Origin of the sequence: Methylophilus sp. (assembly GCF_035460085.1) — a bacterium.
Classification (GTDB): Bacteria; Pseudomonadota; Gammaproteobacteria; order Burkholderiales; family Methylophilaceae; genus Methylophilus.
In genome coordinates, this window is record NZ_DATHWZ010000046.1 from 1 (window position 1) to 23,496 (window position 23,496).

Consider the following 23,496-nt stretch of genomic DNA (forward strand, 5'->3'; position numbering starts at 1 on the left):
ACGCTGACTGGGCTTTTACCAACTGAAGCAGACTGCTCCTGAGTGATGAATCTGTCCTTCTTTTTACTATTTTTTTCCGCCTTAACAGACACTTCAGGCAACGTGTCTGCACCAGTTGATTTAGAGGTTTCTTCTGCAAGAAGATTCGCCGACAGGAAAGCAAACATTAAAGCAAGCGAAATCGTATTAATCCGAAATGAGTACATAAATTCTCCAATAAAACAGACTGCTAGCTACTGGAGTTAAGACTCACTGGCTGCAAAATTTAAAGCGGTGAATGATAACCATTATCATATTTAATTTCAAGTAGGATTTTTAGTTTATGAAACTCTGTGTAGTCCTAAATTAATACCCTCTCGGGCTGTTAATAAGTCCATGTCACTGAAGCTAATGCACTTGCCGGTGGGGCATAAAAAGCTTGTGCACCTTCCGCATATCTTAAGCTGGATAAGTATTTTTCATTTGTAACGTTGTACAAATTGACTGCTGCGTTCCAATGTTTGTCAATTTTATAGTTGGCCATCAAATTCAACACCGCATAGCTATCCTGCTTATAACGTACTGTGCCGATATCCACATGCACATCGCTTTGCCAATTGACGCTTGCACCCACTTTGAGATTCTCAACAAAAGGGACCGTGTAAACCGTCGTCAGATGGACCAGGTGGCGAGGGATGAACGGGTTCACATTTTGATCTTGCTCACCCTTAACACTCATCAACCGGGTATATCCTGCATTAATATTTAACCCTGCCATGACCTCACCGGATAGATCTAACTCATACCCTTTTGTGATCGCTTCAATCCCTTTGTAAAAAGTTTGCTGACCGGTTTGACTCACGAACTGAGGCTGGTTTTCTTGCTCTGTTTTGAAAAATGCAAATGCGCTATTCAATGCTTTATTAAACCACTCACTTTTAACACCAACCTCATAGTTTTTACCTTTTAAAGGTGCAAGTACACTGCCGCTGGTGTTCTTTTCAATCTGCGGCCTGAAAATCCCGGCATAGCTGGTATATAAAGAATGTGTGTCATCCAGTTTATACACGGCACCGATGTAGGGCGTAAACCTATTACTTTCTTTGGCGTCTTGAGGGGTGCCATAACTGATGCCGCTTAATTTATAACTCAACAGGCTTCCGCCCAAAGTAACCTTCAAATCATCAGTAGGGTTGAGTTTAGCGGCAGTATAGATATTACTGTTTGTACTTTTGTAATCAGATGATTTGCTTTCAGGTCCGAACGTCGGTATCGGGAAATTACCTATATCATCAAAACTACTAGTAAAGAAATTGTTAAGTAATGGATTGAAAAGAGTGTCACCCTCCCTTGAGTATTCTTTCATGTAGGTTTTACTCAATGTGGCACCAACTACCAGTTCATGCTTGCGCCCTGCGAACTCAAAAGGGCCATTGGCATAAATATCGGCCACATGGTCTTTGGTTGCGAAGTCGTAAATATAAGGGTAACTGGCATAGGTTATCAGACCAGTGCTGCGGTCTTCATTACCTTCAATATAATGATGGCGACCTTTGGAGCTCACTTCTTTGTGGGTCAACTGCCCTTTCAGCTTCCAGTCATTATTGAAATAATGCGTTAACTCGACAAAGCTGACATTGGTGCCTACATTCCTGTTGCTCCAATCCGGCGCGGTTGAAGCAGACACATTGTAATGACGCTTACTACCATCGGCATACAACAAGGGCAAACTACCAAAATTGTTACCGCTCGCATTGTTCTGCTGATATGTGTGTCCGACAGCCAGGTTGGTGGTATCTGTTAAATCAGCTTCAATCACGCCATGAACGACGTTTCTTTCAGTGCTATAGCGGTCAAGGTAAGAGTTTCTATTCTGATTTGCCACCACCAGGCGCCCACGTATACTGCCATCCCCATTCAGGGCGCCGGAGACATCTGCATCCAGGCGACGATTATCCCAGGAACCCACCGAGGCATTCGCTTTTGCCTGGAACTCTCTTGTCGGACGCTTGCGGATAAAGTTAATGGTGGCAGAAGGGTTTCCGGTGCCGGTCAGTAAACCATTGGCACCGCGCAATACTTCAATGCGGTCATACAATGCCACATCCAGATCGCCATAGTTGGTACCACTAAAGCTGATCGGGGTACTGAGGCCGTCTATCTGGAAATTAGTGATGGTCAGTCCACGCGCAGTATATTCGGTACGGTCGGTTTCAAACTGTTCAACTTTGATACCTGTTGCATAGGAAAGGGCATCGTTGACGCTGAACACCCGGAAATCATCCAGCAACTCACGGGTAATCACAGAGATCGATTGTGGCGTCTCACGGATGCTGGTATTTAAACGCGTGGCGGTTGAAGTAGACTCAACTGTGTATGCCCTGGTTTTTTCTGAAGGCTGATCTTTTTCGGCTTTGGAAGTGACCTGTACTTCTGGCAAAGCATCTACGTTTTCTTTGGGCTGTGTTGCTTCAGCAGCAAACCCCTGGTAGGGAAACGCAATCACCATGGCGGCTAATAAACGGTGCGGTTGAAACGGATGTTTTAATTTTAAGTACACAAGATTCCCTTATCAATAAATGGCTAGCCAGTGAAACATCGCTTGCTGGCTTGCATTCTAAATATTGAATGATAACGATTACCATTCAATACTTCAAGGAAGGGATTTGTTTCTTCGTGTGCCTAAGCAGGTATCTTTTGCTTCAGATCGGGGGCGACGATGGTCTCTCCTGTATCAGTGACAGCACTGACCAGGCGGACGTCATATAAAGATTCCAGCAAAGGAATGGTGATTTGATTGTGTGGATAATCGCCGGCGATCATGCCCTGTTTGATCAGGATTAAACGGTCGAACCCCTGCAAAGCCTGGTTGATATCATGCAGGATCGCCAGGATGGCATGGCCCCGCTGTGATGCAAATGCATAGATGGCATCCATCAAACTGATCTGCAGCCCGGGATCCAGCGCAGCCAGTGGCTCATCTACCAACAGCAGGCCTTTTTCAATATCCCATAGCTGGGCAAATACCCTGGCCATTTGTACGCGTGCTTTTTCACCACCCGACAAAGTATCGAAACGGCGCTCGAGCAAATGTGCGGCACATGTCAATTCAGCAGACTGCCGCACGATTTTTTTGAGTTCAGGATCGTAAGCGCGCGCAACCCGGCCAAGGCCAATCACAAGATCGACTGGCAGGCCGAAAGCGACTTCGTGTGATTGCGGCAAAATGGCGCGGCGTTGACTTAAATCAACCAGCGACCATTCTTTCAGGCTGCGCTGGCAAAATACTGCCTGACCACTGGCAGGTGTTAACTCCCTTGCCAGCAATTTAAGCAATGTTGATTTGCCTGCGCCACTGGGGCCCAGTATCGCGATGCGTTCACCTGTTTGAATCGACAGCGTAAACGGGCCGAAAGTATGCTTGCCCAGATGGATGCAGACATCGCGCAGAGAAAGCAGATGATCAGCGTTCAGGGCAGGCATCATTGCCCTGCCTTACGGATACCGGCCAGCAGCACCAGGAAAAATGGCGCGCCCAATAGCGCGGTAAATATACCTACCGGGATTTCCGCCGGTATCGCCACTGTACGCGCGGCCGTATCCGCCACCAGGAGCAGGATGGCTCCCACCAGCATGGCAAGCGGTGCGAGACGCCGCTGGTCCGGGCCGATGACCAACCGCACAATATGCGGGGCAACCAGCCCGATAAACCCGATCATTCCACACCAGGCAACCGCAAACCCACAAAGCAAGGCAACCAGCACTATGACGCGTGCACGCAGATGGCGGACATTCACGCCCACATGCGCCGCCGTCGTTTCGCCTAGCGCCAGGGCATTCATCTGGTTAACCAACTGTCGCACATACCATAGAGCTGCCAGCAGTAATGCCAGCAATGCCAGCAGCAAAGACCAACTGGCACCGGCGAGTGAGCCCAGGGTCCAGAAAGTCAGGCTGCGTAATTGTTCATCGGTCGCCAGATAGGTGCATAAGCCTATGACCGCAGTTGCCAACGCATTGAGGGCAATGCCGGTCAGTAACAATCCGGCGATCGAGTCTGCGGTGAGCCAGCGTGCCACCGTATCCAGCAGGAAACACACCCCAATGGCACCGGTAAATGCCGTCACCGGCAACACCCAATAGCGTAGTGAAATCGGCACATTGATGCCGCTGTTAGCCAATAACACAATAGTCAATGCAGCCGCACAAGCCGCACCGCTGGTCACTCCAAGCAAACCCGGATCGGCTAATGGATTGCGGAACAGGCCTTGTGTCAGTGCGCCTGAAAGCCCTAAGGCAGCACCTATCAGCGCCGCAAACAGGATACGTGGCAGGCGCAGGTTCCACAGTACATACGCGCCACCGGTCAATGGCTGATCATTGCCTGACTGCAAAAGTGCCAGCCAATCTGCTGGTAGCACAGTCACTGCACCGGCCCAAGCTGCCACCCAGATGCATATCACCAGGGTTAACCATAAAAACAAAGCTGGCCGAGTCACCAGGCCAGCTGTTAAACGTGATGCAAAGGGCATCACGTTGGTCGCTGCACTCATCCGTTCATCGCCTTCAACAGTACATTATCAAGCGCAGCCACCGCCTGTGGCAAGCGTGGACCGAAACCCAGCATAAACATGGCTTCCAGCGAGGCAATACGCCGCTTTTGTCCAGCAGGGGTTTGCGCCAGGCCGGGTAGTTTTAATGCGCCATCAATACCGCCAACGACTTCAAGCCCTTGATCAGTGAACAACACCACATCAGGTTGCGCAGCGATCACAGATTCAGGCGTCAATGGTTTAAAGCCATTAAATCCTTGAACAGCATTCTGGGCACCTACATAGTGCATCATGGCTTCAGCGCTGCTGCCTTTGCCGCCGACCATGATCTGGCTCGGGCTATGCGACAACACGAAAAGCACCCGTGGCGCGGGGGTTTTACGCACTAAGATCGGCTCACGCACTTTCAGCCAGTCTGCTTTCAACTTTTCAACCAACTGGCTGGCCTGAGTTGGGCGCTCAATCAATGCACCGATGCGGGTGATGCGCTCCAGCACGCCTTCGAAGCGGTCATTGGCGGCCAACACCGACACCGGCACTCCTGCAGCATTGATCTGCCGCAATACCGCTGGCGGGCCTGCATCTTCGGTGGCCAGCACATGGTTAGGAGCCAAGGCCAGTATGCCTTCACTTGATAAAGTCCTGGCATAGCCGACGCTAGGCAGCCTGGTTGCAGCTTCAGGGTATAGCGAGGTGGTATCCACGCCCACCAGTTCATTGCTGGCCCCCAACGCATAAATGATCTCGGTCAAGCCGCCACCGATACTGACAATGCGGCGTGATTGCTTCTGTGCGTCCGCCGCCCATACCCATGATTGTGGCAGGCAGCTTGCGATGGCAACCGCGCCTATCTGTAAAAGGAATTTGCGTCGTAAATGCGCCGGTTCTGCATCATTCAAGAGCTTAGTTAATTCAGACATAATTCATGTTCCTTGAGCGTTTCCATCAGGGCGCGCCATTCAGCAAGTTCAGGTTTACCGGGCTTGCGTTCACCGCAGAACATGGCAATCACATGGCCATCCGTGTCAAACAGTTCCAGCGCAGTCACCATGCCATCCACCGTTGGCTTGCGCACCACCCAGGCACTGGCAATATGGTCTTCGCGCAAGTGCAGGTTAAAGCGTGGGTCCAGCACATTCAGCCACGGGCCCATGACAGCTATTTTTTTAACGATCCCGGAATGAATCTGCACCATACCGGGATTGGCTACAAAAATCATCAGCGCCACCTGTTCACTTGCCGCTGCCTCCAGCAGTTGACGGGCACTTGCCTGATTCACCTGCTGAACATATTGTTTTTCTGCGATACGCATGCTTTGCAATCGGGTAACGCCAAACTGTTCAAGCAAGCCGAAAAAATCGTGTGCGTCTTGCAGTCCACGCCATGCAGATTGAAAACCTGCCACATCAATAGCGCTATCCTCTTTTTCCACCGGTTGTGACGGTAGCTGCGTCACCTCTACGCCAGGCTGCTGATTCAGGTCGGCATAACGATGAACGAAGCCTTGATAAGCCTGGACATTGCTTGGAGGCTTGAGGAAAACTTTGTGGATGGCCGCGCCTTCGGTATCAAAAAACTGCAGACTTTGCTGCACACCGTTTTCAACAGACTCAGACACCGCAAAGCCATGCGCCCAATGGCGATAGAACGCACGTAAATCGATATCCCCACCCTGCACCAGGCCAACATCCCCGGTGTCACTTACATGCCTGTAAACGCCGGTTTTCTCATGCACGCAGGAAAGGTTGCGGGTCAAAGCCATCACTTCGCCTAATGGTTCCAGTGATGTTATTAATGTCGCCCAGTCAGCTTGCAGCCTGGTCGCCCGCAACAAAGCAGTTTCCGGTGCGCCGGCATGGGCCGCAATCAGTTCGCCTTCTGATATTTGCAGTTTTTCGGCAATATCACGGTGGCGTTTACCTGACTGACGTTCACTCGTAAATTGCACGCGTATTGATTCAAATTTGCCATTTGTATCTGAATCAACCACGGTTAAGCCAGCTCATCCAATTTTTGTTGCGCTGCTGAATCAGGTGCGGCGTGACCTTGGTCATTCCGGTGCGTGATTTGTAATAAATCCTGGCCATTCAGGTGATAGGCTCTCGCAAAACCGGCAACATAACTACCGTGTGAGGGTGTTAATTCCATCATGTGGAAATCGGTCAGTTTGCCGATGGCATCCATGAATTGTCCGAACTTTTCATAGAAAAGCGCCATCACTTCATTAAATTTTGCTGAGTTTCTATCGACCCCTTGCGCGGTGCATTTAAACACCAGGCGCTTTCTGGCAAACAGATGGCCTGCGTCCTTTTCGCTCTCGATAAACATGGCAGAGCAAAGACCTGTTTCACGCAAGTTGGCACAATGTGTCGCCAACTCGCTGACGTAGATATAAAACTTGTTATCACGTTCTACAAACGCTGCATAACTTGCCTCCGGTACGCCTTGTGCATTGACACTGGCAAGCTGAACTGTTTGAAACAGGCTTTTGAACGCAATGGCTTCCTGGCCCACTGATTGAAGTTTTTCCTGATCGGTCATCTTATTTCCTTAAAGTACATTAATTACAGAGGCATCGATGTGGTGACAAAGGCTGCGGGAGTAACGGTTTAGTGTGCACGCTTTGATTCAGACTATTTATGCGGCGATATTACTCAAAAGCTGAGAGAAGAACTGCTGATAGCGTTAAATAGTAAATTCTGACAAACGTTATTCTACATGAGAAGCATTCGCATTTTCAAGTAACGAGTATAATTTAGAGAATGTCTTTGCGACAGTTAACATGAAGTATGCGCTAAAAAATTCATCAACAATACCCACAGACGATCTTGAAAATAAAGATCGTATCTTGTCATGGGATCTGTCCCAGTTGATCTCAGGCTGCCATCAATGAACAAGACATAAAAAACTCCGCCACCTTGACGGATAGCGGAGCTTTTTTCAGACCTGCTTTGTTCATCTAAATAATCACTTAGATCAATTTCAGCGTACCCTTCATCAGTGCAGCATGACCAGGGAATGAACAGAAGAATACATAGTTACCCGCTGCATCTAGCTGAGAAGGCGCAAAAGAAGTACTGGCACTCTCGCCACCACCAATGACAGTAGTGGCAGCCACTACGCGTGCATCCTGTGGCTTAACATATGACTGCGCCGGGCCTGCTTTGCTACCATCCTGCAATACACCTTGCTCATCAGCTTGCTTGCTCACCACCAGGTTATGTCCCATGATTGTTTTCTTCATGGATCCTGCATGTTTCAGGTTAATAGTGAATGACTTGCAAGATTTCGGCACCGCAATTTCCTTCACGCTGAATGTCATCTGGTCTGTGGCATCTACACTCACCTCACATTTATCTGCCGCTTGCGCAGGTTGTTGCAGTAAACAGATTGCGCTACCAGCCACCGCCAGTAATTGTTGCCATTGTGTACGTTTCAAATTCATGATTTCTCCGTTTCATCCATAACAAAAAATTAGCTGGCTACCGAAGTTTCCACTTCCTGGCTGGCTCAGGTTTTAAAACTGCCCGAAGCATGATGTTTCAGGCAACATTAACTTTAAGATTTCTGCGCGCTAGTATCCGGCTTGATCCAATAGTAATAAGCAGCAATCAGTATCGGCAATGCCACAGCGGCATCGGAAATCAACTCTCGCGCATCATCCACCAGCAACGCGGTTAACAAACCGGTGAATGACACAATCGCAATCACTGTTGGCCATAAAAAAATTTGTGTTGATGACTTATTCCGCATGAATACACATTCCATCATGAAATTTTTGGCTGTTAAAAATCATTGATCAACACCGTTTATCAAGTGACTTTATGCAATACCGGGCGCGCACTTGTCACTGGTAGGTATTGACGCCGTTTCTTCCACCAAAGTTTCAAGCCGGTCCATAAAACGATAATGCTCAGCACATCTAACACGGCCCAGATCCACTTCAGGCTCATGCCGCCATAATCCCCAAAATGTAACGGTTGCGAAACCAGCAAGGCAACCAGGTACCAAGGCAAAGGACGACTGTCGGTTAAGGTTGCGTTTTGCGCGTCGATCAATACCGGTTTAAATAAGCGCTTGGTGAGCGGGTTGTCGCCACGCATGAAAATGCCATAATGATGCTGGCTGGTATATGCAGTACCGGGGAAGGCAATAAAGCCTAATTGCATGGCTGGTTCGGCTTTCTGGGCAACTTCAAGCGACTGCTGTAGCGAAGCGAATTGGGTTGGCGGCGGCAAGTTTTTATAAGGCGCAATCATTTGCGACATCTGGTCAAATTGCCAGTATTTCACCAGTAAATCTGACCAGGCATTGATGACGCCGGTGGCGCCCACCACCAGAAACCAGCTCAGGGTGACGATACCAAGCATATTATGGATATCCAGCCGCTTGAGTTTTTCACCACGCTGGTGGCGGATTTCACCGAATTCCAGCTTACGCATGAAAGGTGCATAGAGCACGACGCCAGAGATGATCGCAATCACCAGCAGAAAACCCATCAATCCTAAAAACAGCATGCCTGGCAAACCTGCAAACAGGTCTACGTGCAGCTTGAAGACGATATACATAAAGCCTTCTTCTGCTGGCGGTTCGCCCAGCACTTTTGATGTGCGGGCATCCATCACTACATATTTAAAACCACTGGTGGCATCAGTGGTTTTGGCCATGCTGATTGTCCATTGCAATGGCTCATCATCATCGCGGTACATGTACAAAGGTACAAATCCGGGATTCTGCTTTTTTGCTGTAGCCAGCAGGCTATCCATGCTAGCCATTGGACCACTGTGCTCGATATCAGGAGTAACGATATGATCGCCCAGCCAATCGTGAATTTCATGGCTGAAAATCAGTGGCAGCCCGGTCAGGCACAGCAATAACATGAATAGTGTGCACACCAGGCTGGACCATTTATGGATCCAGGCCCAGCGCCGGATGGATTTCTGCGTCATAGTCAACGGCCTGTGATTCTATTTACTGCTGTGGCTGGCTGACAAAACCAACTTTTTTCATGCCAGCTGTTTGCGCTTGCGCCAATACTTCTGCCAGCACTTGGTAGCGGGTATTTTTATCGGCCCGGATCTGCAACTCAGGCTGCTGCTGTTTAACGCTTTCGTCTTTCATACGCGTGACCAGTGTCGCCTGATCGATTTCCGCATCGTTCCAAAACATCTTGCCATCGGCATCCACAGCCAGGTCTATCACTTCCGGCTTTTCTTCCAGTGGTTGTGAAGTCGCCTGCGGCAGGTCAATTTTCACAGCATGCGTTAGCAGAGGTGCAGTAATGATAAAAATCACCAGCAGCACCAGCATGACATCCACCAATGGCGTCGTGTTGATCTCGCTCATCGGCTGCGTGTGCTCGCCCGCGCTGAATGGATTATTACCGATCATGGATTGCCACCTTTATTCACTACTCTAGTGTGTAACTCACGGACATTGGACTTACTGCCTGGCTTTATCATGAGCGGCGCCCCGGTCGTCAGCAAGGTGTGCAGATCTTGGGCAAAACTTTCGAGCTCAGCCATAATGCCGCGGTTCGCTTTAATAAATGCGTTGTATGCAAGAACAGCCGGGATCGCCACCGCCAGACCAATCGCGGTCATGATCAATGCTTCACCAACCGGGCCGGCGACTTTATCAATGGTGGCAACACCCGATTGGCCGATGGCAGTCAGCGCGTGGTAAATACCCCACACAGTCCCAAACAAGCCTACGAAAGGCGCTACGCTGCCTACAGAAGCCAATACTGACAAACCGCTGTCGAGTCCGGCCTGCTCTTGCGATAAGGTACGACGCAATTGTCTGGCAATGAATTCATCCTGGCTGCATGCCGCACCTAGTGATTGTGCAGCGTATTGCTGATGATGCTGGGTAGACTCTACCGCCGTCTGTGCAAGTTTATAGGCTGGGGAATGCTGTTGCGTTTCTTGCATAGCTTCCTGCAATGTGGATTTACGCCAGAACTGGCGCACATATCCGGAAACCTGACGCTTGTGTTTATATACCTGCCAGGATTTTACAACCACAAAATACCAACTGGATACAGACATCACCAGTAAAATCAGTGCTACCAGCATTGACACTACACCGCCTTCGGTTATAAAGGCCAAACCGCTCGTGGATTGCATTAAAAACTTCCTTTCAATCAGACTTAATAATCAATTTAATGAAAATGCCAATGGGACCATGACATAAGCACTAATTGTTTTTTCACCCTTGCGCGCCGGGACAAATCGCCATTGTTTTACTGCAGTAAGGGCTGCTGTATCCAAGCGTTCGAACCCGCTGCCTTTCGATAACTCAACACTTTCCGGCCGCCCTTCTGGAGAAACCAGTACTTTCAGCAATACACGCCCCTCCTCTCCCGCGCGTTTAGCCATTTTGGGATATTCAGGAGGCGGATTATTCAGGTAAGCCACGCCAAACTTGGGCGGTTCTTCTTTTTCTTCAACCACTTCCTGCTTGGGTGGTGCAGCGGGTGCAGGTGCAGGTTTGGCGGATGCGGCAGCTGGCGCCTCCATGGGTGGCGCTGCCGGCTGGGTGCTGGCCTCAAACTTTGGCTCATCAGCAGCAGACTCGACAATTCGTTCCACCACAGGCGTTGGGCGCTCTACTGGCTTGACTGGTGTTTCTTTAGGCTTGATTACAGGTTTTTCAACCGGCTTTTGTTTGATGACAGGGACTATTTCAGGTGCTGGTGCTTCTTCTTTTTTGGCAGGCAACGTGATCAGGGAAACGGTCATTGGCTCAGGTTTTGGCGGCTTGATTGGTGCTTCAGTATGTACAAACACCCACCAGACTAACGCTCCATGCAACAGAATGACCGTTAACAAGCCCATGCCAGACCAGCGCTGACCTTTATCTCTGCTTAACCAGGCTTCTGTTGCCAGGCCAGGCCAGCGAAAAACGCCTGCCAATTGCGCAGGTTGACGATGATGCAAGTTCAGCTCAGGGACCTTCGGCACATGCGCTTGCACAGGCCTTAAGGTCAACCCTGTTATTGATTCACGCTGAAACATCCGCACCCATCCTCATACTTGTAGAAAAATAGCCAGAAGGCAAGTTAATGCGCATCATTATCATATCAATTTACTCAAAGATTGACATTGAGTTTATTCAAAATAAATATTATTGAGCCACTTGCTCAACAAAACCGCATCGCTACTAGAGCAAGATCAGCTATTCAACAGACACCACTTTCGGCGTCGTCATGCATATACAGCCAGGAATTAATCAGATCACAAGGATTTATATGTGCCGTAGACCAGAACTGACATCCACAACTTCATTGTGGCACTTGGTCAGCAACAACTTGTTTTGCTTGGTACGCGTGAGTTTGTAGGTTTCATTCCCATGCATAATGACCACACCGGAAGCATTACCAAACAGTTGCCGGGCGTCAATCACTGCCAGAGGCATACCTGAAACCTCGACCAGCGATGAGTTTTTGCCAGACAAAGGTTGCATTTGGCTATTCATTCCTATATGATTGGACCCCAAAAAAAAGCCGACTTACATGCAAAAGCACAGCGGCATCAGATTTCAAGGAACACCCTTACCAGGGGTAATTTGGCGCATAAAAAATACGCCTATTTGAGCAATGACATGTTGGGGTTAGGAGCATTGCTCAAACTCTTATTCGAGCAGCCTTCGGGCTGCTCGAAACATTTCTTAAACGCGGTTAGCGTAGTATTCAACCACCTGCTGAACATCCAGCGGGAATGGCACATCATCAATCGATGGCAAATGGCCGACTTTCACAGAAGCAGTTGTCGAATCTACAGACACCCACTCAGGAATCGCGAGACTTGGTGTCGCTAACGCTTCAACCACCATCGGAATCTTGCGGCTTTTCTCTTTCAACGTCACCACATCACCCACTTTCAAGCGGATAGATGGGATGTTCGCTGACTTGCCGTTCAACAAGATATGGCCGTGGCTTACCAATTGGCGAGCGGCAATACCGGTTGGTGCGAAACCAGCCCTGAAGACGACATTATCCAAACGACGCTCCAGCAGGGACATCAATTTTTCACCTGTAGGCTCATTACCTTTACGCGCTTCCAGCATCAGGCCACGCATTTGCTTTTCGCTCACACCGTAGTTAAAACGAATCTTTTGTTTTTCCACCAATTTCACAGCAAAGTCTGAACGGCGACGACGCGCTGCCTGGTTGCCATGCTGGCCCGGTGGATTTGGGCGGTTTTCAATAGACTTGCGTGACAAACCAGGTAATTCAATACCCAATGCACGCATAATCTTTAATCTTGGTCCTGTAGTTCTCATTGTTTAAAGCCTTTCCTTTAAATCTGAAAATAAAAATATTAGTCACTACTAATTTAGTAAACCCTATATTGTAGCGTATTATTGTAAAGTTGAAGAGGGGGTGACGAAATCCGTGACTTCCTGTTGCATAGAAAATTCACGATGCGCCTGTAAAAGCGCCTGCCAATCCTGTAACAACTGCTTTGCTGCCGACTCAATCAAATGGCTTTCCGCATACTCTGGCGCATTTAATGTCTGCGCCAAACTGCATCCCAACAATGCAAGGTCTTCGGAAGGATTGACCGCGTAGCGGGTTGCCACACAACTCAACGATACAAGTACCGCACTGGCTGTCGGCAGATCAGGATCAAATAGATCACTTGCTTCTACAGCTAATTCGGCTTGCATTGTTTAGTTAACTTTCCTCAATCAGTGGTCAAATGATAATGTTTCTCATTTAGAAAGTCAACAATTATTTGCAAACTCTTTTGTAATTAAACAATAGCCTTCTCAAATACGTCGTGTAACCCGCGATAATCTTGACCAAATTACTAAAGCAAGCTAATGTATAGGGTTCAACATTAATTAGCATAATAATCAAGATTTTATGGATTCTTCAGCCCACTCTGCGACCGACTCTCACACCAAATCCATGACTGGTGCTGATATCGTCATCAACTGCCTGAATGAAGAAAAAGTCAAATTCGTGTTTGGCTATCCGGGTGGTGCTGTCTTGCATATATATGATGCACTATACAAACAGAATGGATTCAAACACATTCTGGTGCGTCATGAGCAGGCTGCCGTACATGCCGCCGATGCATATTCACGCGCGACAGGTGATGTAGGCGTTGCCCTGGTGACCAGCGGCCCCGGTGCCACCAATGCCGTGACAGGCATTGCCACTGCTTATATGGATTCCATCCCACTGGTTGTGATCAGTGGCCAGGTACCTGTACCGGCCATTGGCATGGACGCCTTCCAGGAAGTGGACATGGTTGGCATTACCCGCCCATGTGTAAAACATAACTTCCTGGTTAAACACGTTAAAGATATTGCACCAACGATTAAGAAGGCTTTCTTTATCGCTAAAACCGGCCGTCCGGGTCCTGTGGTTGTAGACATCCCTAAAGATATTACTGCGCATATCGCAGACTTCATCTACCCGAAAACGGTAGAGATGCGCTCTTACAGCCCGATTTTGAAAGGTCATAGCGGCCAGATCAAAAAAGCAGTGAAATTGCTGCTGGGTGCCAAACGCCCGATGATTTATACCGGCGGTGGTTTGGTATTGGGTAACGGCTCAGCCGAACTGGTAAGGCTAGCTAAAGCGCTTAATTTCCCGGTGACGAATACGTTGATGGGTCTGGGTGGCTACCCTGCAACTGACAAACAATTTGTCGGCATGCTGGGTATGCATGGCCGTTACGAAGCCAATATGGCGATGCAGCACTGTGATGTGTTGCTGGCAGTTGGCGCGCGTTTCGATGACCGTGTCATCGGCAATCCGAAACACTTTTCAGGCCAGAAACGCACCATCATTCATATTGATGTAGACCCTTCCAGCATTTCCAAGCGCGTAAAAGTGGATGTGCCGATCGTGGGCGACGTACAGTCTGTACTCGCCGACATGGTAGATATCCTGGCGCAGGAAGAAAACAAGACTACGGATACCGCCGACTGGTGGGACCAGATCAACGAGTGGCGTGGCGTGCAATCACTGGATTACACCAACTCCGACACCGTGATCAAGCCACAATACGTGGTGCAGAAGTTGTGGGAAGTCACCAACGGTGAAGCCTACGTGACTTCTGACGTAGGCCAGCATCAGATGTGGGCGGCGCAATACTACAAATTCGACAAACCACGTCGCTGGATCAACTCCGGTGGACTGGGCACCATGGGTGTAGGATTGCCTTACGCGATGGGCTGTCAGTTCGCGGACAAACATGCGCAAGTGGCCTGTATCACCGGTGAAGGCAGCATCCAGATGAATATCCAGGAGCTATCGACCTGTGCGCAATACGGCCTGCCAATTAAGGTGATTCTGTTGAATAACCGTTATCTGGGCATGGTGCGTCAGTGGCAGGAATTCTTCTACGAGAACCGCTATTCCGAGTCTTATATGGACAGCCTGCCTGACTTTGTAAAACTGGCGGAATCTTATGGTCACATCGGCATGCAGATCACCAATCCGGCGGATGTAGAAGGCGCGTTGAAAGAAGCGTTTGCCAGAAAAGATAAATTTGTATTTATGGACTTTTTAACCGACCAGACCGAAAACGTTTTCCCTATGGTTGAAAATGGCAAAGGTTTGTCAGAAATGGTGTTAAGCCCATTGAGCGGTTCGCGTCTTAAGGGAGAGCAATAATGCGCCACATTATTTCCCTGTTGATGGAAAACGAAGCGGGTGCCCTGTCACGTGTGGCAGGTCTGTTTTCTGCGCGCGGTTACAACATTGAATCACTCACGGTAGCCGTGACAGAAGATCCAACCCTGTCGCGCATGACCATCGTCACCACTGGCTCCGACGATGTGATTGAACAAATTATCAAGCAACTTAACAAGTTGATTGACGTGGTCAAAGTGCTGGACCTCAACGATGGCAAGCACATTGAGCGCGAATTGATGCTGGTCAAGGTTAAAGCCACCGGCGTTTATAAAGACGAAATGAAGCGTATGTGCGACATTTTTCGCGGCCGTATTATCGATGTGGCCGACAATAGTTACACCATTGAGCTTACCGGCTCTTGCAGCAAACTGGATGCATTTATCGAAGCCCTAGACCGCAGCGCGATTCTGGAAACCGTGCGTACCGGCGCGTCCGGCATTGGTCGTGGCGACCGCATCCTCAAAGTTTAATCAACCTTATTTTTTAATATATATACCTAATATTTGTATATCTACGCATTTGTATTGAAAGGCAAAAGCAGACATGAACGTTTATTACGACAAAGACGCCGACTTAAGCATTATTAAAGGCAAAAAAGTGACTATCGTGGGCTACGGTTCACAAGGTCACGCACACGCAGCCAACTTGCGCGACAGCGGTGTAGACGTCACTATCGGCTTGCGTAAAGGCGGCAGTTCATGGGCAAAAGCAGAAGGCGCAAAACACACCACACTGGAAATCGCTGCTGCTGTTAAAGAAGCTGACGTAGTGATGGTATTGCTACCTGATGAAACCATGGCAGAAATCTTCCATGCCGAAATCGCCCCTAACCTGAAAAAAGGCGCAGCACTGGCATTTGCCCACGGCTTCAACATTCACTACAACCAGATCGTGCCACGTGCCGACCTGGATGTGATCATGATCGCACCAAAAGGCCCAGGCCATACAGTTCGTTCAGAATACCTTAAAGGCGGCGGCGTACCTTCATTGATCGCGGTTTACCAGGATACTTCCGGTAAAGCCAAAGAGATCGCTTTATCCTACGCTGCTGCTAACGGCGGCACCAAAGGTGGCGTGATTGAAACTGACTTCCGTGAAGAAACTGAAACTGACTTGTTCGGCGAACAAGCTGTTCTGTGTGGTGGTGCAGTTGAGCTGGTTAAAGCCGGTTTTGAGACATTGGTTGAAGCTGGTTACGCGCCTGAAATGGCTTACTTCGAGTGCTTGCACGAGCTGAAACTGATCGTTGACCTGATGTACGAAGGTGGCATCGCCAACATGAACTACTCTATTTCGAACAATGCGGAATATGGTGAGTACGTGACTGGCCCACGCGTGATCAACAGCCAATCTAAAGACGCGATGCGTGAGTGCCTGGCTAACATCCAGAACGGTAACTACGCTAAACAGTTCATCCTGGAAGGCCGTACTAACTACCCTGAAATGACTGCACGCCGTCGTTTGAACGCTGCTCACCCAATCGAGCAAGTGGGTAACAAACTGCGCGGCATGATGCCTTGGATCGCGAAAAACAAACTGGTTGATCAAACCAAGAACTAATATTTCTGGTGAATTGATCAAGCCTGATGGTTGCGTTTAAAACACACTAACCAGCCATAGGCAAAAAGCACAGGCCGATGTAAGATCGCCTGTGCTTTTTTATTTAACAGCACACAACAATAAAAAAGAATTCTTGCTCGAGATTGAAAACGGACAAGTTTATAAAGGAATGAAGTGAAACTCTCTATTCTGCTGCAATACATCGCCCCCAAACAATTACTGACTGCTGCCGCAGGCAAGCTCGCACACTGGCAAGCGGGTAGCCTGACCACAGCCTTTATCGGCTGGTTTGTACGCAGGTATCATGTCAATATGGAAGAGGCACTCAACGGTGATATTGCCAGTTATGCATCGTTTAACCTGTTCTTTACCCGCCCGCTCAAACCAGGGGTCAGGCCATTGGAAAATAATGCTTTTGTTTGTCCTGTGGATGGGGCGATCAGCCAGTTTGGTGAAGTTAAATCAGGCCAGATATTCCAGGCCAAAGGTCATCACTATTCGGCTCAAACATTGGTAGGAGGCGATGCTGCATTAGCCGCGAATTTCGAAAACGGGGCTTTCGCCTGCTTGTATTTGAGCCCCAAGGATTACCACCGCATCCATATGCCTTGCGAGGGAAAACTTTTGCAGATGACTTATGTGCCAGGCGATTTATTTTCAGTGAATCCAGACACTGCCGCCAACGTACCTGGCCTGTTTGCGCGCAATGAGCGTGTGGTCTGCACCTTTGAATCAGCACAACATGGCAAGTTTGTATTGGTGCTTGTGGGTGCAACCATTGTGGGCAGCATGGCAACCGTTTGGCACGACGCCAAAGACCACATCATCAACCCGCCACGTCCAGACAAGGTTCTGCACTGGGATTACAGCGACCAAAACATCAGCCTGAAACAAGGTGAAGAAATGGGCCGTTTCCTGCTGGGTTCTACCGTGGTCATGCTGTTTGAAAAAGATGTATTGAAATTTAACGACAGCTGGCACGCGGGTAAACCGATCCGCTTGGGTGAAGCCATGGGGCGCTAAAGCGAATATTGCAGAGGTATAAAAAAGGAGGCGATTGCCTCCTTTTTTATACCATCCATTGCTCACTAACCGTTGAGGCTCTTACTTACAATCTCAAACACATCCCCAGACAAGTTGGGAGTTGCCTGTATCGCTTCCAGCGCGGCTTTCATCTGCGCCTGCAAAGCAGGTGTGTAGCGTTTCCACTCACGCAATGGCGTTACCATGCGTGCGGCGATTTGCGGATTGATGGTATTCAACTCGATAATCACATCGCGCAAGAAGGCGTAGCCTTTGCCGCTAGGGTCATGGAATTTCACCGGATTATTAATCGCGAATGCGCTGTACAGTGAACGCACGCGGTTAGGGTTCTTGATATTGAAATCCGCATGATTTCGCAACATGGCTAAATCATCAAAAATCTGGTCACGGTTGGCAATCGCTTGCAGCGAGAACCACTTATCCACCACCAAAGGATAATTCTTGAAGCGCGCATAAAAATCTGCAAACACTTCGGCACGTTGTGGCTGGCTGCTATCTGACAAACAAGCTAAAGCAGTTACGCGATCCGTCATATTATCCGCCGCATCGTAATGCGCTTTGGAGCGTGCCGCGCAACCGGTGCCATTAGTCACAGTGAGAATATCCAGCACTGCATGTTGCAACGCACGACGGCCCATCGCTTCGGGTGTAATCGAGAACGAGCCAGTATTACTATTAGCATCGTACAAAGCAGCAAGTGTTTCTTTATGTGCCTTTTTAATTTGTTTAAGGATAGACGTCCGCGCCCCATCAATAGATGCCGGATCAATCACAGCCTGATGCTGCGCAATCACGCCTAGTAGCGGCAAACTCAATGCACGCGCCAGCAAGGCCTTATCGCCCTGTCTCGTCAGGCCTTGTTCAATCAAGGTGCCGACATCTGCCACAAATTGTGAAATATCAGTATCCGGTTTTTCCATCACCCGCTGGATAGTACGCAATGCCAGCGTTTGTCCTGCTTCCCATTTATTAAAACCGTCAGTGTCGTGCACTTGCAATAAGCGCAAATCATCATCGCTTAAATCGGTTACCAGTTTCACTGGTGCCGAAAAACCCCGCAGGATTGAAGGCACCGGTTTGCCAGCCAGATCAGCAAAAGTGAATGTTTGCTCACGCTCGGTGATTTCAAGCACCTCTGTTGGCAGAATCTCTTTACCACTGGCATCCAACAGGCCAAACGCGACTGGAATATGTAACGGCTGCTTATTAGTTTGCTCAGGCGTATCCGGCTGTGATTGCTTAAAGGTCAGCGTATAGCTTTGCTGGGCAGCATCATAATGGCTGCTCACTTGCAAGGTTGGCGTACCCGCCTGTTTATACCAGCGGAAAAACTGCGACATATCACGGCCGGAGGCATCGGCCATACACTTTACAAAATCATCACAGGTCACGGCGTGGCCGTCGTAGCGGTCAAAATACAGATCCGTGGCCTTGCGGAAAGTCTCAGCGCCGAGCAAGGTATGCTGCATGCGAATCAGCTCAGAGCCTTTTTCATAAATGGTTTTAGTGTAGAAGTTACTGATCTCGATAAACTGGTCAGGCTGCACCGAGTGCGCCAGTGGGCTGCCATCTTCGGGGAACTGCAAACGGCGCAAGCCATTGACATCATCAATCCGCTGCACCGCACGCGAGTTCAAATCGGCGCTAAATTCCTGGTCGCGGAACACGGTAAAGCCTTCTTTAAGCGACAGCTGGAACCAATCACGGCAAGTCACCCGGTTACCGGTCCAGTTGTGGAAATACTCGTGACCAATCACACCTTCCACGCTCATAAAATCGCTATCGGTCGCGGTTTCCTGATGTGCCAATACCAGCGCTGTATTGAAAATATTCAGCGAGGTGTTTTCCATCGCCCCCATATTAAAATCGCTGACAGCGACAATATTAAACAGGTCGAGTTGATACTCGCGGCCATACACCTCTTCGTCCCACTTCATGGATTTTTTCAGGGACTCCATTGCGTGATCGCACTGTTTCTCATCGCCGGCGCGCACATAAATATGCAAATCCACCTTGCGACCAGTCATGGTCGTGAACGTATCTGCCACACGCACCAGATCACCCGCCACCAGCGCAAACAGGTAGCATGGTTTAGGGAAAGGGTCATGCCAGACGGTGTAATGGCGGCCATCAGTCAAACTGCCTGAATCCTGCAAATTGCCGTTGGACAATAGGACTGGATACGCTTTGGCATCCGCTTCAATGCGTACCGTAAAAATACTTAATACATCTGGCCGGTCCTGGTAATAAGTAATCCGCCTGAACCCTTCGGCCTCACACTGCGTGCAATAGTTACCCTGTGATTGATACAACCCTTCAAGCGCGGTGTTCGCCGCCGGGTCGATCTCGCTGATAATGGTTAACGTGAATTCATCGCCGGGATTGACTATTGTCATCTGCCCATCAGCTACCGAATAGCTATCAAATCGCTGACCATTCAATGCTACCGAAAGAATACTTTGCTCTTCGCCATCCAGCACCAGATCATTCGAAACGCCCGCAGGATTTTTCGCATACTTCACTTCTGATGTAACGATGGTTTTACCCGGCAACAGGTTAAAACTCAAATTGACCTGCGCAGCGAGATAAGGGGCTGGTGTGTAGTCTTTAAGGTAAATGGTTTTTGGTGCAACAGCGTTTTCGGTTCGCATGGGATGACCTGATTAAGTATTAATAGGGATTATATTTGAGAGTTTGAACTTGGGAATTGGTTTAATCATTAAACCAGTCTACGACAACCAACTTAGGGATACGCTTAAATTCCCTAACATTATTAGTAACAATAGTAAGATTTTGACTTAGAGCATGTGCACCTATCATCAAATCCATAGCGCCAATCGGTGTGCCTTTTGTTTCAAGATTTGCGCGTAATACGCCATAATAATTTGCCGCGACTTCATCAAATTCAGCGATTTCCAATGGCAAAATAAAGTCATCTAAAGCTGCCTGATTTTTTTCCTGATATTGGCTTTTAGCAACACCGTAGCGCAACTCGGCCAAGGTGACGGTTGAAATACAAATTTCACCAACCTGAAAATCATTGAACTTTTTAACCACATTCACAGGTTTTTGCTTGATCAAGGCAATACAGATATTAGTATCCAGCATTACCTTCATTAAAAAAGGTCCTCACGGACTTGTTGCTCAGGTTGCGCCCGATCCGTCATGAAATCGTCGCTAAACTTATCCAGGCTATTCACAAGTACATCCCAGGAGTGCTTAGCTGGTAGCAAAATAACCGCATTGCCTGAACGCTTGATGATTACCTCATCACCTTCAAAGCGGAATTCTTTTGGTAGTCGTACCGCTTGGCTTTGGCCATTCTGAAACAATTTGGCAGTTTTCATAAACAATCTCCAAATAAAATATATACTTTAAGTATATTCTTTCATGAGTGATTGTCAATGTTAGCGCACAAAGTTAATGACATACTGACTGGCAGAGATAGGCTGTAAAACTAAACCTATCTCTGTGAATAAAATACTAAGGTCTTGCAGGCTTCTCTGGCCTTTGGAATGTACCCACCAACTCACCCTTAGCAATCACATGGCCTGCCATCGCTTTGAGCAAAGTATCCCGGTTTGCGCCTGGTGGAATTTGCAGCACGGTATCCAAAGCAAACACCTGCACATGATAATGGTGCGGTGGGTCACCTGCTGGCGGTTTGGGGCCGACATAGCCGATTTTACCGGTGGTTGCCTGGCCTTGCATCAGGCCCTCCATGCGCTCAGCTTTATCTTCCAGCCTGTCCTGCTTTTGCAGGCCTTCACGCAAAGTAGTGATTTCTTTGCCGATATTCCACGCCACCCAATGCACGACTGGGGTAATGGGTTTTGCATCCGGGTCTTCCATGATGATGGCATATGATTGCGTGGCTGTTGGCCCCTTGCTCCAGCTCAGTTCAAAGCTCGCATCCTGGTCATAACTGGAATGACTATCCGGTATTTTTTCGCCATTGGCAAACGCAGGGCTGCTCACAGTTAACTTGGCTGTTTGCTTTCCTGCAATTTCGGTTTCACTACGCAAAGTGGCAATCTGCACACCAGAACCTTGCGCAGCTTGTTGCTTCATACTATCCGCAGGAATGGCTGAAGGTGGAATCGCGGCTGCTTTGCCATCGCCTTTGTAGCTAACCTTGTAAATCGCACCGTTGACGTCATCACTGAAAAGCAGATTTCCCTGCTTATCAATCGCCAGGCCGAAAGGTCGGCCGCTCTGGCCTTTAGGGCCGACAAATCCTGTCAGGAAAGACGCGATGGAGACAGCCTTACCATCTTCAAAATGGATGCGTACGATTTCATAGCCGGAAGGCGTCTGGCGATTCCAGGAACCATGCATGGCGACAAAGGCATCATTTCGGTATTCGTCGGGAAACTGGCCCGCATTGTAAAACGCCATCTGCATGGGGGCCGCATGGCCAGCATAGCCAAGCACCATAGGGACGCTGGTTTTCTTCCATTCCGTTTTTTCCAGTTTGCCGGAAGGAATCAGTCGTGGATTCTCTATGTTGTTACCAAAAATATATGGCCAGCCATAACGTTTGCCCTGCTCGATTTTATTGACCTCTTCCGGCGTCACATCGTCGCCCAGCCAGTCTATGCCATGGTCCATGCCCCAAAGCTCGCCAGTCTGCGGGCTCCAGTCGAAGCCTATGGTATTGCGCAAACCTGATGCAAAAATGACACGCTTTTTGCCATCCAGCGTACTACGCAGCATGGTCGCATTTTCGATATTGGTTTCTATACATTCATTACAGGTTGAGCCGACTGAGATATACAGCATGTCATCCGGCCCGATCGCAATCGTGCGGTCATGGTGCTGCCCTGCATCTGGCAAATCGGTGATGATCATTTTCAACGGCCCGAAACGACCATCGGCCAACACAGGCGCAGTAAACACTTCTTTCACTGTCACCATGTAAACCGTATCACCACGGAAAGCGATGCCATGCATACCGGAACGGCTAGCGACGCGCACAGGCTTGCCAAACGTATCCCCCGTTTTTGGCAACATCAATACGTCGCCCTGCTCACGCCTGGTCACATAGAGATTGCCTTGCGGTGATATCGCGAGAACGCGAGCATTGCCCTGGTTTTCCGCCACTTTACTGACTGAAAAACCTTGCGGTACTTTTAATGCATTGATGGCAGGAGGCGGCAACTCAGCTGGCTGCAAAATGTAGCTTTGAATCGGCAGAGCCACCTTTGCAGCAACATTTGGTTCTGCCGCATCAGCGGTGAAAACGCATAGTTGAAATAGCAAAGCGGCTACACCCATTTTGCTGAATGCTGGCTTATCGATTAACGGCTGACGGGATAAATGCAATGACATTAAAACGATCCTTGATAGTGTGACTTAAAGCTAAAACAGGCGACTTTAAATAGCCACACCATGGTTTTTTTTGATTTCAATCTCATCCACAACGCCATCGTTAACCACAAATTCAGATACCGGATGGCCGCCTTCATAAAGCAAAGCCACATTGGCATCAGTAGCGGGCACCGTAATGCGGGAATTGTTAATCATAAAAACGGTAAAGTACTTATTCGCGTTTTTATCGTAGTGTTCCCAAACAGAAAATACATCTTCAAGATACAAGCCAGCGATCTCCAACCCATCAAGGTGGAGATCTGTTTTATTAAAATTGTTCATTACATTCGATTCAGAGAGTTAACTTTGCAGCGGTTAAACCTGTTTGATAAC

25 protein-coding genes are annotated in these 23,496 nt (G+C 48.7%); 4 read left to right on the top strand and 21 right to left on the bottom strand.

Annotation, left to right across the window (positions count from 1 at the left end; genetic code table 11):
* The 16 genes from VK958_RS07095 to VK958_RS07170 form a co-directional block, all read right to left on the bottom strand.
* Positions 1 to 206: hypothetical protein (locus VK958_RS07095; protein WP_325240180.1), on the bottom strand; the 206-nt coding region annotated here is incomplete at its 3' end.
* Between the two features lie 158 nt (positions 207 to 364).
* Positions 365 to 2,539, bottom strand: a complete 2,175-nt coding sequence (locus VK958_RS07100; RefSeq protein ID WP_325240182.1) for a TonB-dependent siderophore receptor — start codon at positions 2,537 to 2,539, stop codon at positions 365 to 367.
* A 122-nt stretch (positions 2,540 to 2,661) separates the two neighbouring features.
* Positions 2,662 to 3,465 (bottom strand): ABC transporter ATP-binding protein, encoded by an 804-nt coding sequence (locus VK958_RS07105; RefSeq protein ID WP_325240184.1) that lies wholly within the window; start codon positions 3,463 to 3,465, stop codon positions 2,662 to 2,664.
* Positions 3,462 to 4,532 (bottom strand): FecCD family ABC transporter permease, encoded by a 1,071-nt coding sequence (locus tag VK958_RS07110; protein ID WP_325240186.1) that lies wholly within the window; start codon positions 4,530 to 4,532, stop codon positions 3,462 to 3,464. Before VK958_RS07110 ends, VK958_RS07105 begins: the two co-directional genes overlap by 4 nt.
* Positions 4,529 to 5,452, bottom strand: a complete 924-nt coding sequence (locus VK958_RS07115) for a heme/hemin ABC transporter substrate-binding protein (RefSeq protein WP_325240188.1) — start codon at positions 5,450 to 5,452, stop codon at positions 4,529 to 4,531. Before VK958_RS07115 ends, VK958_RS07110 begins: the two co-directional genes overlap by 4 nt.
* Positions 5,440 to 6,480 (bottom strand): hemin-degrading factor, encoded by a 1,041-nt coding sequence (locus VK958_RS07120; RefSeq protein ID WP_325240190.1) that lies wholly within the window; start codon positions 6,478 to 6,480, stop codon positions 5,440 to 5,442. Before VK958_RS07120 ends, VK958_RS07115 begins: the two co-directional genes overlap by 13 nt.
* Before the next feature lie 44 nt (positions 6,481 to 6,524).
* Positions 6,525 to 7,073, bottom strand: coding sequence for a HugZ family pyridoxamine 5'-phosphate oxidase (locus VK958_RS07125; protein ID WP_325240192.1), 549 nt, complete (start codon positions 7,071 to 7,073; stop codon positions 6,525 to 6,527).
* 430 nt (positions 7,074 to 7,503) lie between these two features.
* Positions 7,504 to 7,977: an azurin gene (gene azu / locus VK958_RS07130; protein WP_325240194.1), complete on the bottom strand. Its 474-nt coding sequence runs from the start codon at positions 7,975 to 7,977 to the stop codon at positions 7,504 to 7,506.
* Between the two features lie 113 nt (positions 7,978 to 8,090).
* Positions 8,091 to 8,285, bottom strand: a complete 195-nt coding sequence (locus tag VK958_RS07135; RefSeq protein ID WP_325240196.1) for a hypothetical protein — start codon at positions 8,283 to 8,285, stop codon at positions 8,091 to 8,093.
* A 59-nt stretch (positions 8,286 to 8,344) separates the two neighbouring features.
* Positions 8,345 to 9,481: a PepSY-associated TM helix domain-containing protein gene (locus VK958_RS07140; RefSeq protein WP_325240198.1), complete on the bottom strand. Its 1,137-nt coding sequence runs from the start codon at positions 9,479 to 9,481 to the stop codon at positions 8,345 to 8,347.
* Positions 9,482 to 9,503: 22 nt separating this feature from the next.
* Positions 9,504 to 9,923 carry an ExbD/TolR family protein gene (locus VK958_RS07145; RefSeq protein WP_325240200.1) on the bottom strand — a complete coding sequence of 140 codons (420 nt, stop codon included), beginning with the start codon at positions 9,921 to 9,923 and terminating at the stop codon, positions 9,504 to 9,506.
* Positions 9,920 to 10,660 carry a MotA/TolQ/ExbB proton channel family protein gene (locus VK958_RS07150; protein WP_325240202.1) on the bottom strand — a complete coding sequence of 247 codons (741 nt, stop codon included), beginning with the start codon at positions 10,658 to 10,660 and terminating at the stop codon, positions 9,920 to 9,922. Before VK958_RS07150 ends, VK958_RS07145 begins: the two co-directional genes overlap by 4 nt.
* A 30-nt stretch (positions 10,661 to 10,690) precedes the next feature.
* On the bottom strand, positions 10,691 to 11,551 hold the full coding sequence (locus VK958_RS07155; protein ID WP_325240204.1) for an energy transducer TonB: 861 nt from the start codon (positions 11,549 to 11,551) through the stop codon (positions 10,691 to 10,693).
* Between the two features lie 229 nt (positions 11,552 to 11,780).
* Positions 11,781 to 11,999: a hemin uptake protein HemP gene (locus tag VK958_RS07160; RefSeq protein ID WP_325240206.1), complete on the bottom strand. Its 219-nt coding sequence runs from the start codon at positions 11,997 to 11,999 to the stop codon at positions 11,781 to 11,783.
* Positions 12,000 to 12,203: 204 nt separating this feature from the next.
* Positions 12,204 to 12,818 carry a 30S ribosomal protein S4 gene (gene rpsD, locus VK958_RS07165; RefSeq protein ID WP_325240208.1) on the bottom strand — a complete coding sequence of 205 codons (615 nt, stop codon included), beginning with the start codon at positions 12,816 to 12,818 and terminating at the stop codon, positions 12,204 to 12,206.
* 78 nt (positions 12,819 to 12,896) lie between these two features.
* Complete coding sequence (locus VK958_RS07170) at positions 12,897 to 13,205, bottom strand: hypothetical protein (protein ID WP_325240210.1); 309 nt, start codon at positions 13,203 to 13,205, stop codon at positions 12,897 to 12,899.
* A 199-nt stretch (positions 13,206 to 13,404) separates the two neighbouring features.
* Between VK958_RS07170 and ilvB the strand changes: the two genes are divergently transcribed.
* The 4 genes from ilvB to asd all read left to right on the top strand — a co-directional run bounded on the left by ilvB (position 13,405) and on the right by asd (position 17,772).
* Entirely contained in the window at positions 13,405 to 15,168 is a 1,764-nt protein-coding gene (ilvB, locus tag VK958_RS07175; protein ID WP_325240212.1) for a biosynthetic-type acetolactate synthase large subunit, read from the top strand.
* Positions 15,168 to 15,659: an acetolactate synthase small subunit gene (gene ilvN, locus VK958_RS07180; protein ID WP_091471716.1), complete on the top strand. Its 492-nt coding sequence runs from the start codon at positions 15,168 to 15,170 to the stop codon at positions 15,657 to 15,659. The genes ilvB and ilvN overlap by 1 nt, the downstream gene beginning before the upstream one ends.
* A gap of 73 nt (positions 15,660 to 15,732) precedes the next feature.
* A complete protein-coding gene (gene ilvC, locus VK958_RS07185; protein ID WP_325240219.1) occupies positions 15,733 to 16,749 on the top strand; it encodes a ketol-acid reductoisomerase in 1,017 nt (338 codons plus the stop codon).
* A 174-nt stretch (positions 16,750 to 16,923) separates the two neighbouring features.
* Positions 16,924 to 17,772, top strand: coding sequence for an archaetidylserine decarboxylase (gene asd / locus VK958_RS07190; protein WP_325240221.1), 849 nt, complete (start codon positions 16,924 to 16,926; stop codon positions 17,770 to 17,772).
* Positions 17,773 to 17,837: 65 nt separating this feature from the next.
* On the opposite strand, the gene pepN is transcribed toward asd, so the two are convergent.
* The 5 genes from pepN to VK958_RS07215 form a co-directional block, all read right to left on the bottom strand.
* Positions 17,838 to 20,444 (bottom strand): aminopeptidase N, encoded by a 2,607-nt coding sequence (gene pepN / locus VK958_RS07195; RefSeq protein WP_325240224.1) that lies wholly within the window; start codon positions 20,442 to 20,444, stop codon positions 17,838 to 17,840.
* 61 nt (positions 20,445 to 20,505) lie between these two features.
* A complete protein-coding gene (gene vapC, locus VK958_RS07200) occupies positions 20,506 to 20,901 on the bottom strand; it encodes a type II toxin-antitoxin system tRNA(fMet)-specific endonuclease VapC (RefSeq protein ID WP_325240226.1) in 396 nt (131 codons plus the stop codon).
* Positions 20,902 to 20,909: 8 nt separating this feature from the next.
* The gene (vapB, locus tag VK958_RS07205) at positions 20,910 to 21,140 is read right to left on the bottom strand and encodes a type II toxin-antitoxin system antitoxin VapB (protein WP_325240228.1); all 231 of its coding nucleotides are present in this window, start codon (positions 21,138 to 21,140) and stop codon (positions 20,910 to 20,912) included.
* A 136-nt stretch (positions 21,141 to 21,276) separates the two neighbouring features.
* Positions 21,277 to 23,124, bottom strand: coding sequence for a YbhB/YbcL family Raf kinase inhibitor-like protein (locus VK958_RS07210; RefSeq protein ID WP_325240231.1), 1,848 nt, complete (start codon positions 23,122 to 23,124; stop codon positions 21,277 to 21,279).
* A 45-nt stretch (positions 23,125 to 23,169) separates the two neighbouring features.
* Entirely contained in the window at positions 23,170 to 23,445 is a 276-nt protein-coding gene (locus VK958_RS07215; protein ID WP_325240233.1) for a hypothetical protein, read from the bottom strand.
* Positions 23,446 to 23,496: the final 51 nt, after the last annotated feature.

Coding starts and splice junctions, on each gene's coding strand:
- VK958_RS07105 (WP_325240184.1), bottom strand. CDS start 3,465: ATGATGCCTGCCCTGAACGCTGATCATCTGCTTTCTCTGCGCGATGTC.
- VK958_RS07110 (WP_325240186.1), bottom strand. CDS start 4,532: ATGAGTGCAGCGACCAACGTGATGCCCTTTGCATCACGTTTAACAGCT.
- VK958_RS07115 (WP_325240188.1), bottom strand. CDS start 5,452: ATGTCTGAATTAACTAAGCTCTTGAATGATGCAGAACCGGCGCATTTA.
- VK958_RS07125 (WP_325240192.1), bottom strand. CDS start 7,073: ATGACCGATCAGGAAAAACTTCAATCAGTGGGCCAGGAAGCCATTGCG.
- azu (WP_325240194.1), bottom strand. CDS start 7,977: ATGAATTTGAAACGTACACAATGGCAACAATTACTGGCGGTGGCTGGT.
- VK958_RS07135 (WP_325240196.1), bottom strand. CDS start 8,285: ATGCGGAATAAGTCATCAACACAAATTTTTTTATGGCCAACAGTGATT.
- VK958_RS07140 (WP_325240198.1), bottom strand. CDS start 9,481: ATGACGCAGAAATCCATCCGGCGCTGGGCCTGGATCCATAAATGGTCC.
- VK958_RS07145 (WP_325240200.1), bottom strand. CDS start 9,923: ATGATCGGTAATAATCCATTCAGCGCGGGCGAGCACACGCAGCCGATG.
- VK958_RS07150 (WP_325240202.1), bottom strand. CDS start 10,660: ATGCAATCCACGAGCGGTTTGGCCTTTATAACCGAAGGCGGTGTAGTG.
- VK958_RS07155 (WP_325240204.1), bottom strand. CDS start 11,551: ATGTTTCAGCGTGAATCAATAACAGGGTTGACCTTAAGGCCTGTGCAA.
- VK958_RS07160 (WP_325240206.1), bottom strand. CDS start 11,999: ATGCAACCTTTGTCTGGCAAAAACTCATCGCTGGTCGAGGTTTCAGGT.
- rpsD (WP_325240208.1), bottom strand. CDS start 12,818: ATGAGAACTACAGGACCAAGATTAAAGATTATGCGTGCATTGGGTATT.
- VK958_RS07170 (WP_325240210.1), bottom strand. CDS start 13,205: ATGCAAGCCGAATTAGCTGTAGAAGCAAGTGATCTATTTGATCCTGAT.
- ilvB (WP_325240212.1), top strand. CDS start 13,405: ATGGATTCTTCAGCCCACTCTGCGACCGACTCTCACACCAAATCCATG.
- ilvN (WP_091471716.1), top strand. CDS start 15,168: ATGCGCCACATTATTTCCCTGTTGATGGAAAACGAAGCGGGTGCCCTG.
- ilvC (WP_325240219.1), top strand. CDS start 15,733: ATGAACGTTTATTACGACAAAGACGCCGACTTAAGCATTATTAAAGGC.
- pepN (WP_325240224.1), bottom strand. CDS start 20,444: ATGCGAACCGAAAACGCTGTTGCACCAAAAACCATTTACCTTAAAGAC.
- vapC (WP_325240226.1), bottom strand. CDS start 20,901: ATGCTGGATACTAATATCTGTATTGCCTTGATCAAGCAAAAACCTGTG.
- vapB (WP_325240228.1), bottom strand. CDS start 21,140: ATGAAAACTGCCAAATTGTTTCAGAATGGCCAAAGCCAAGCGGTACGA.
- VK958_RS07210 (WP_325240231.1), bottom strand. CDS start 23,124: ATGTCATTGCATTTATCCCGTCAGCCGTTAATCGATAAGCCAGCATTC.
- VK958_RS07215 (WP_325240233.1), bottom strand. CDS start 23,445: ATGAACAATTTTAATAAAACAGATCTCCACCTTGATGGGTTGGAGATC.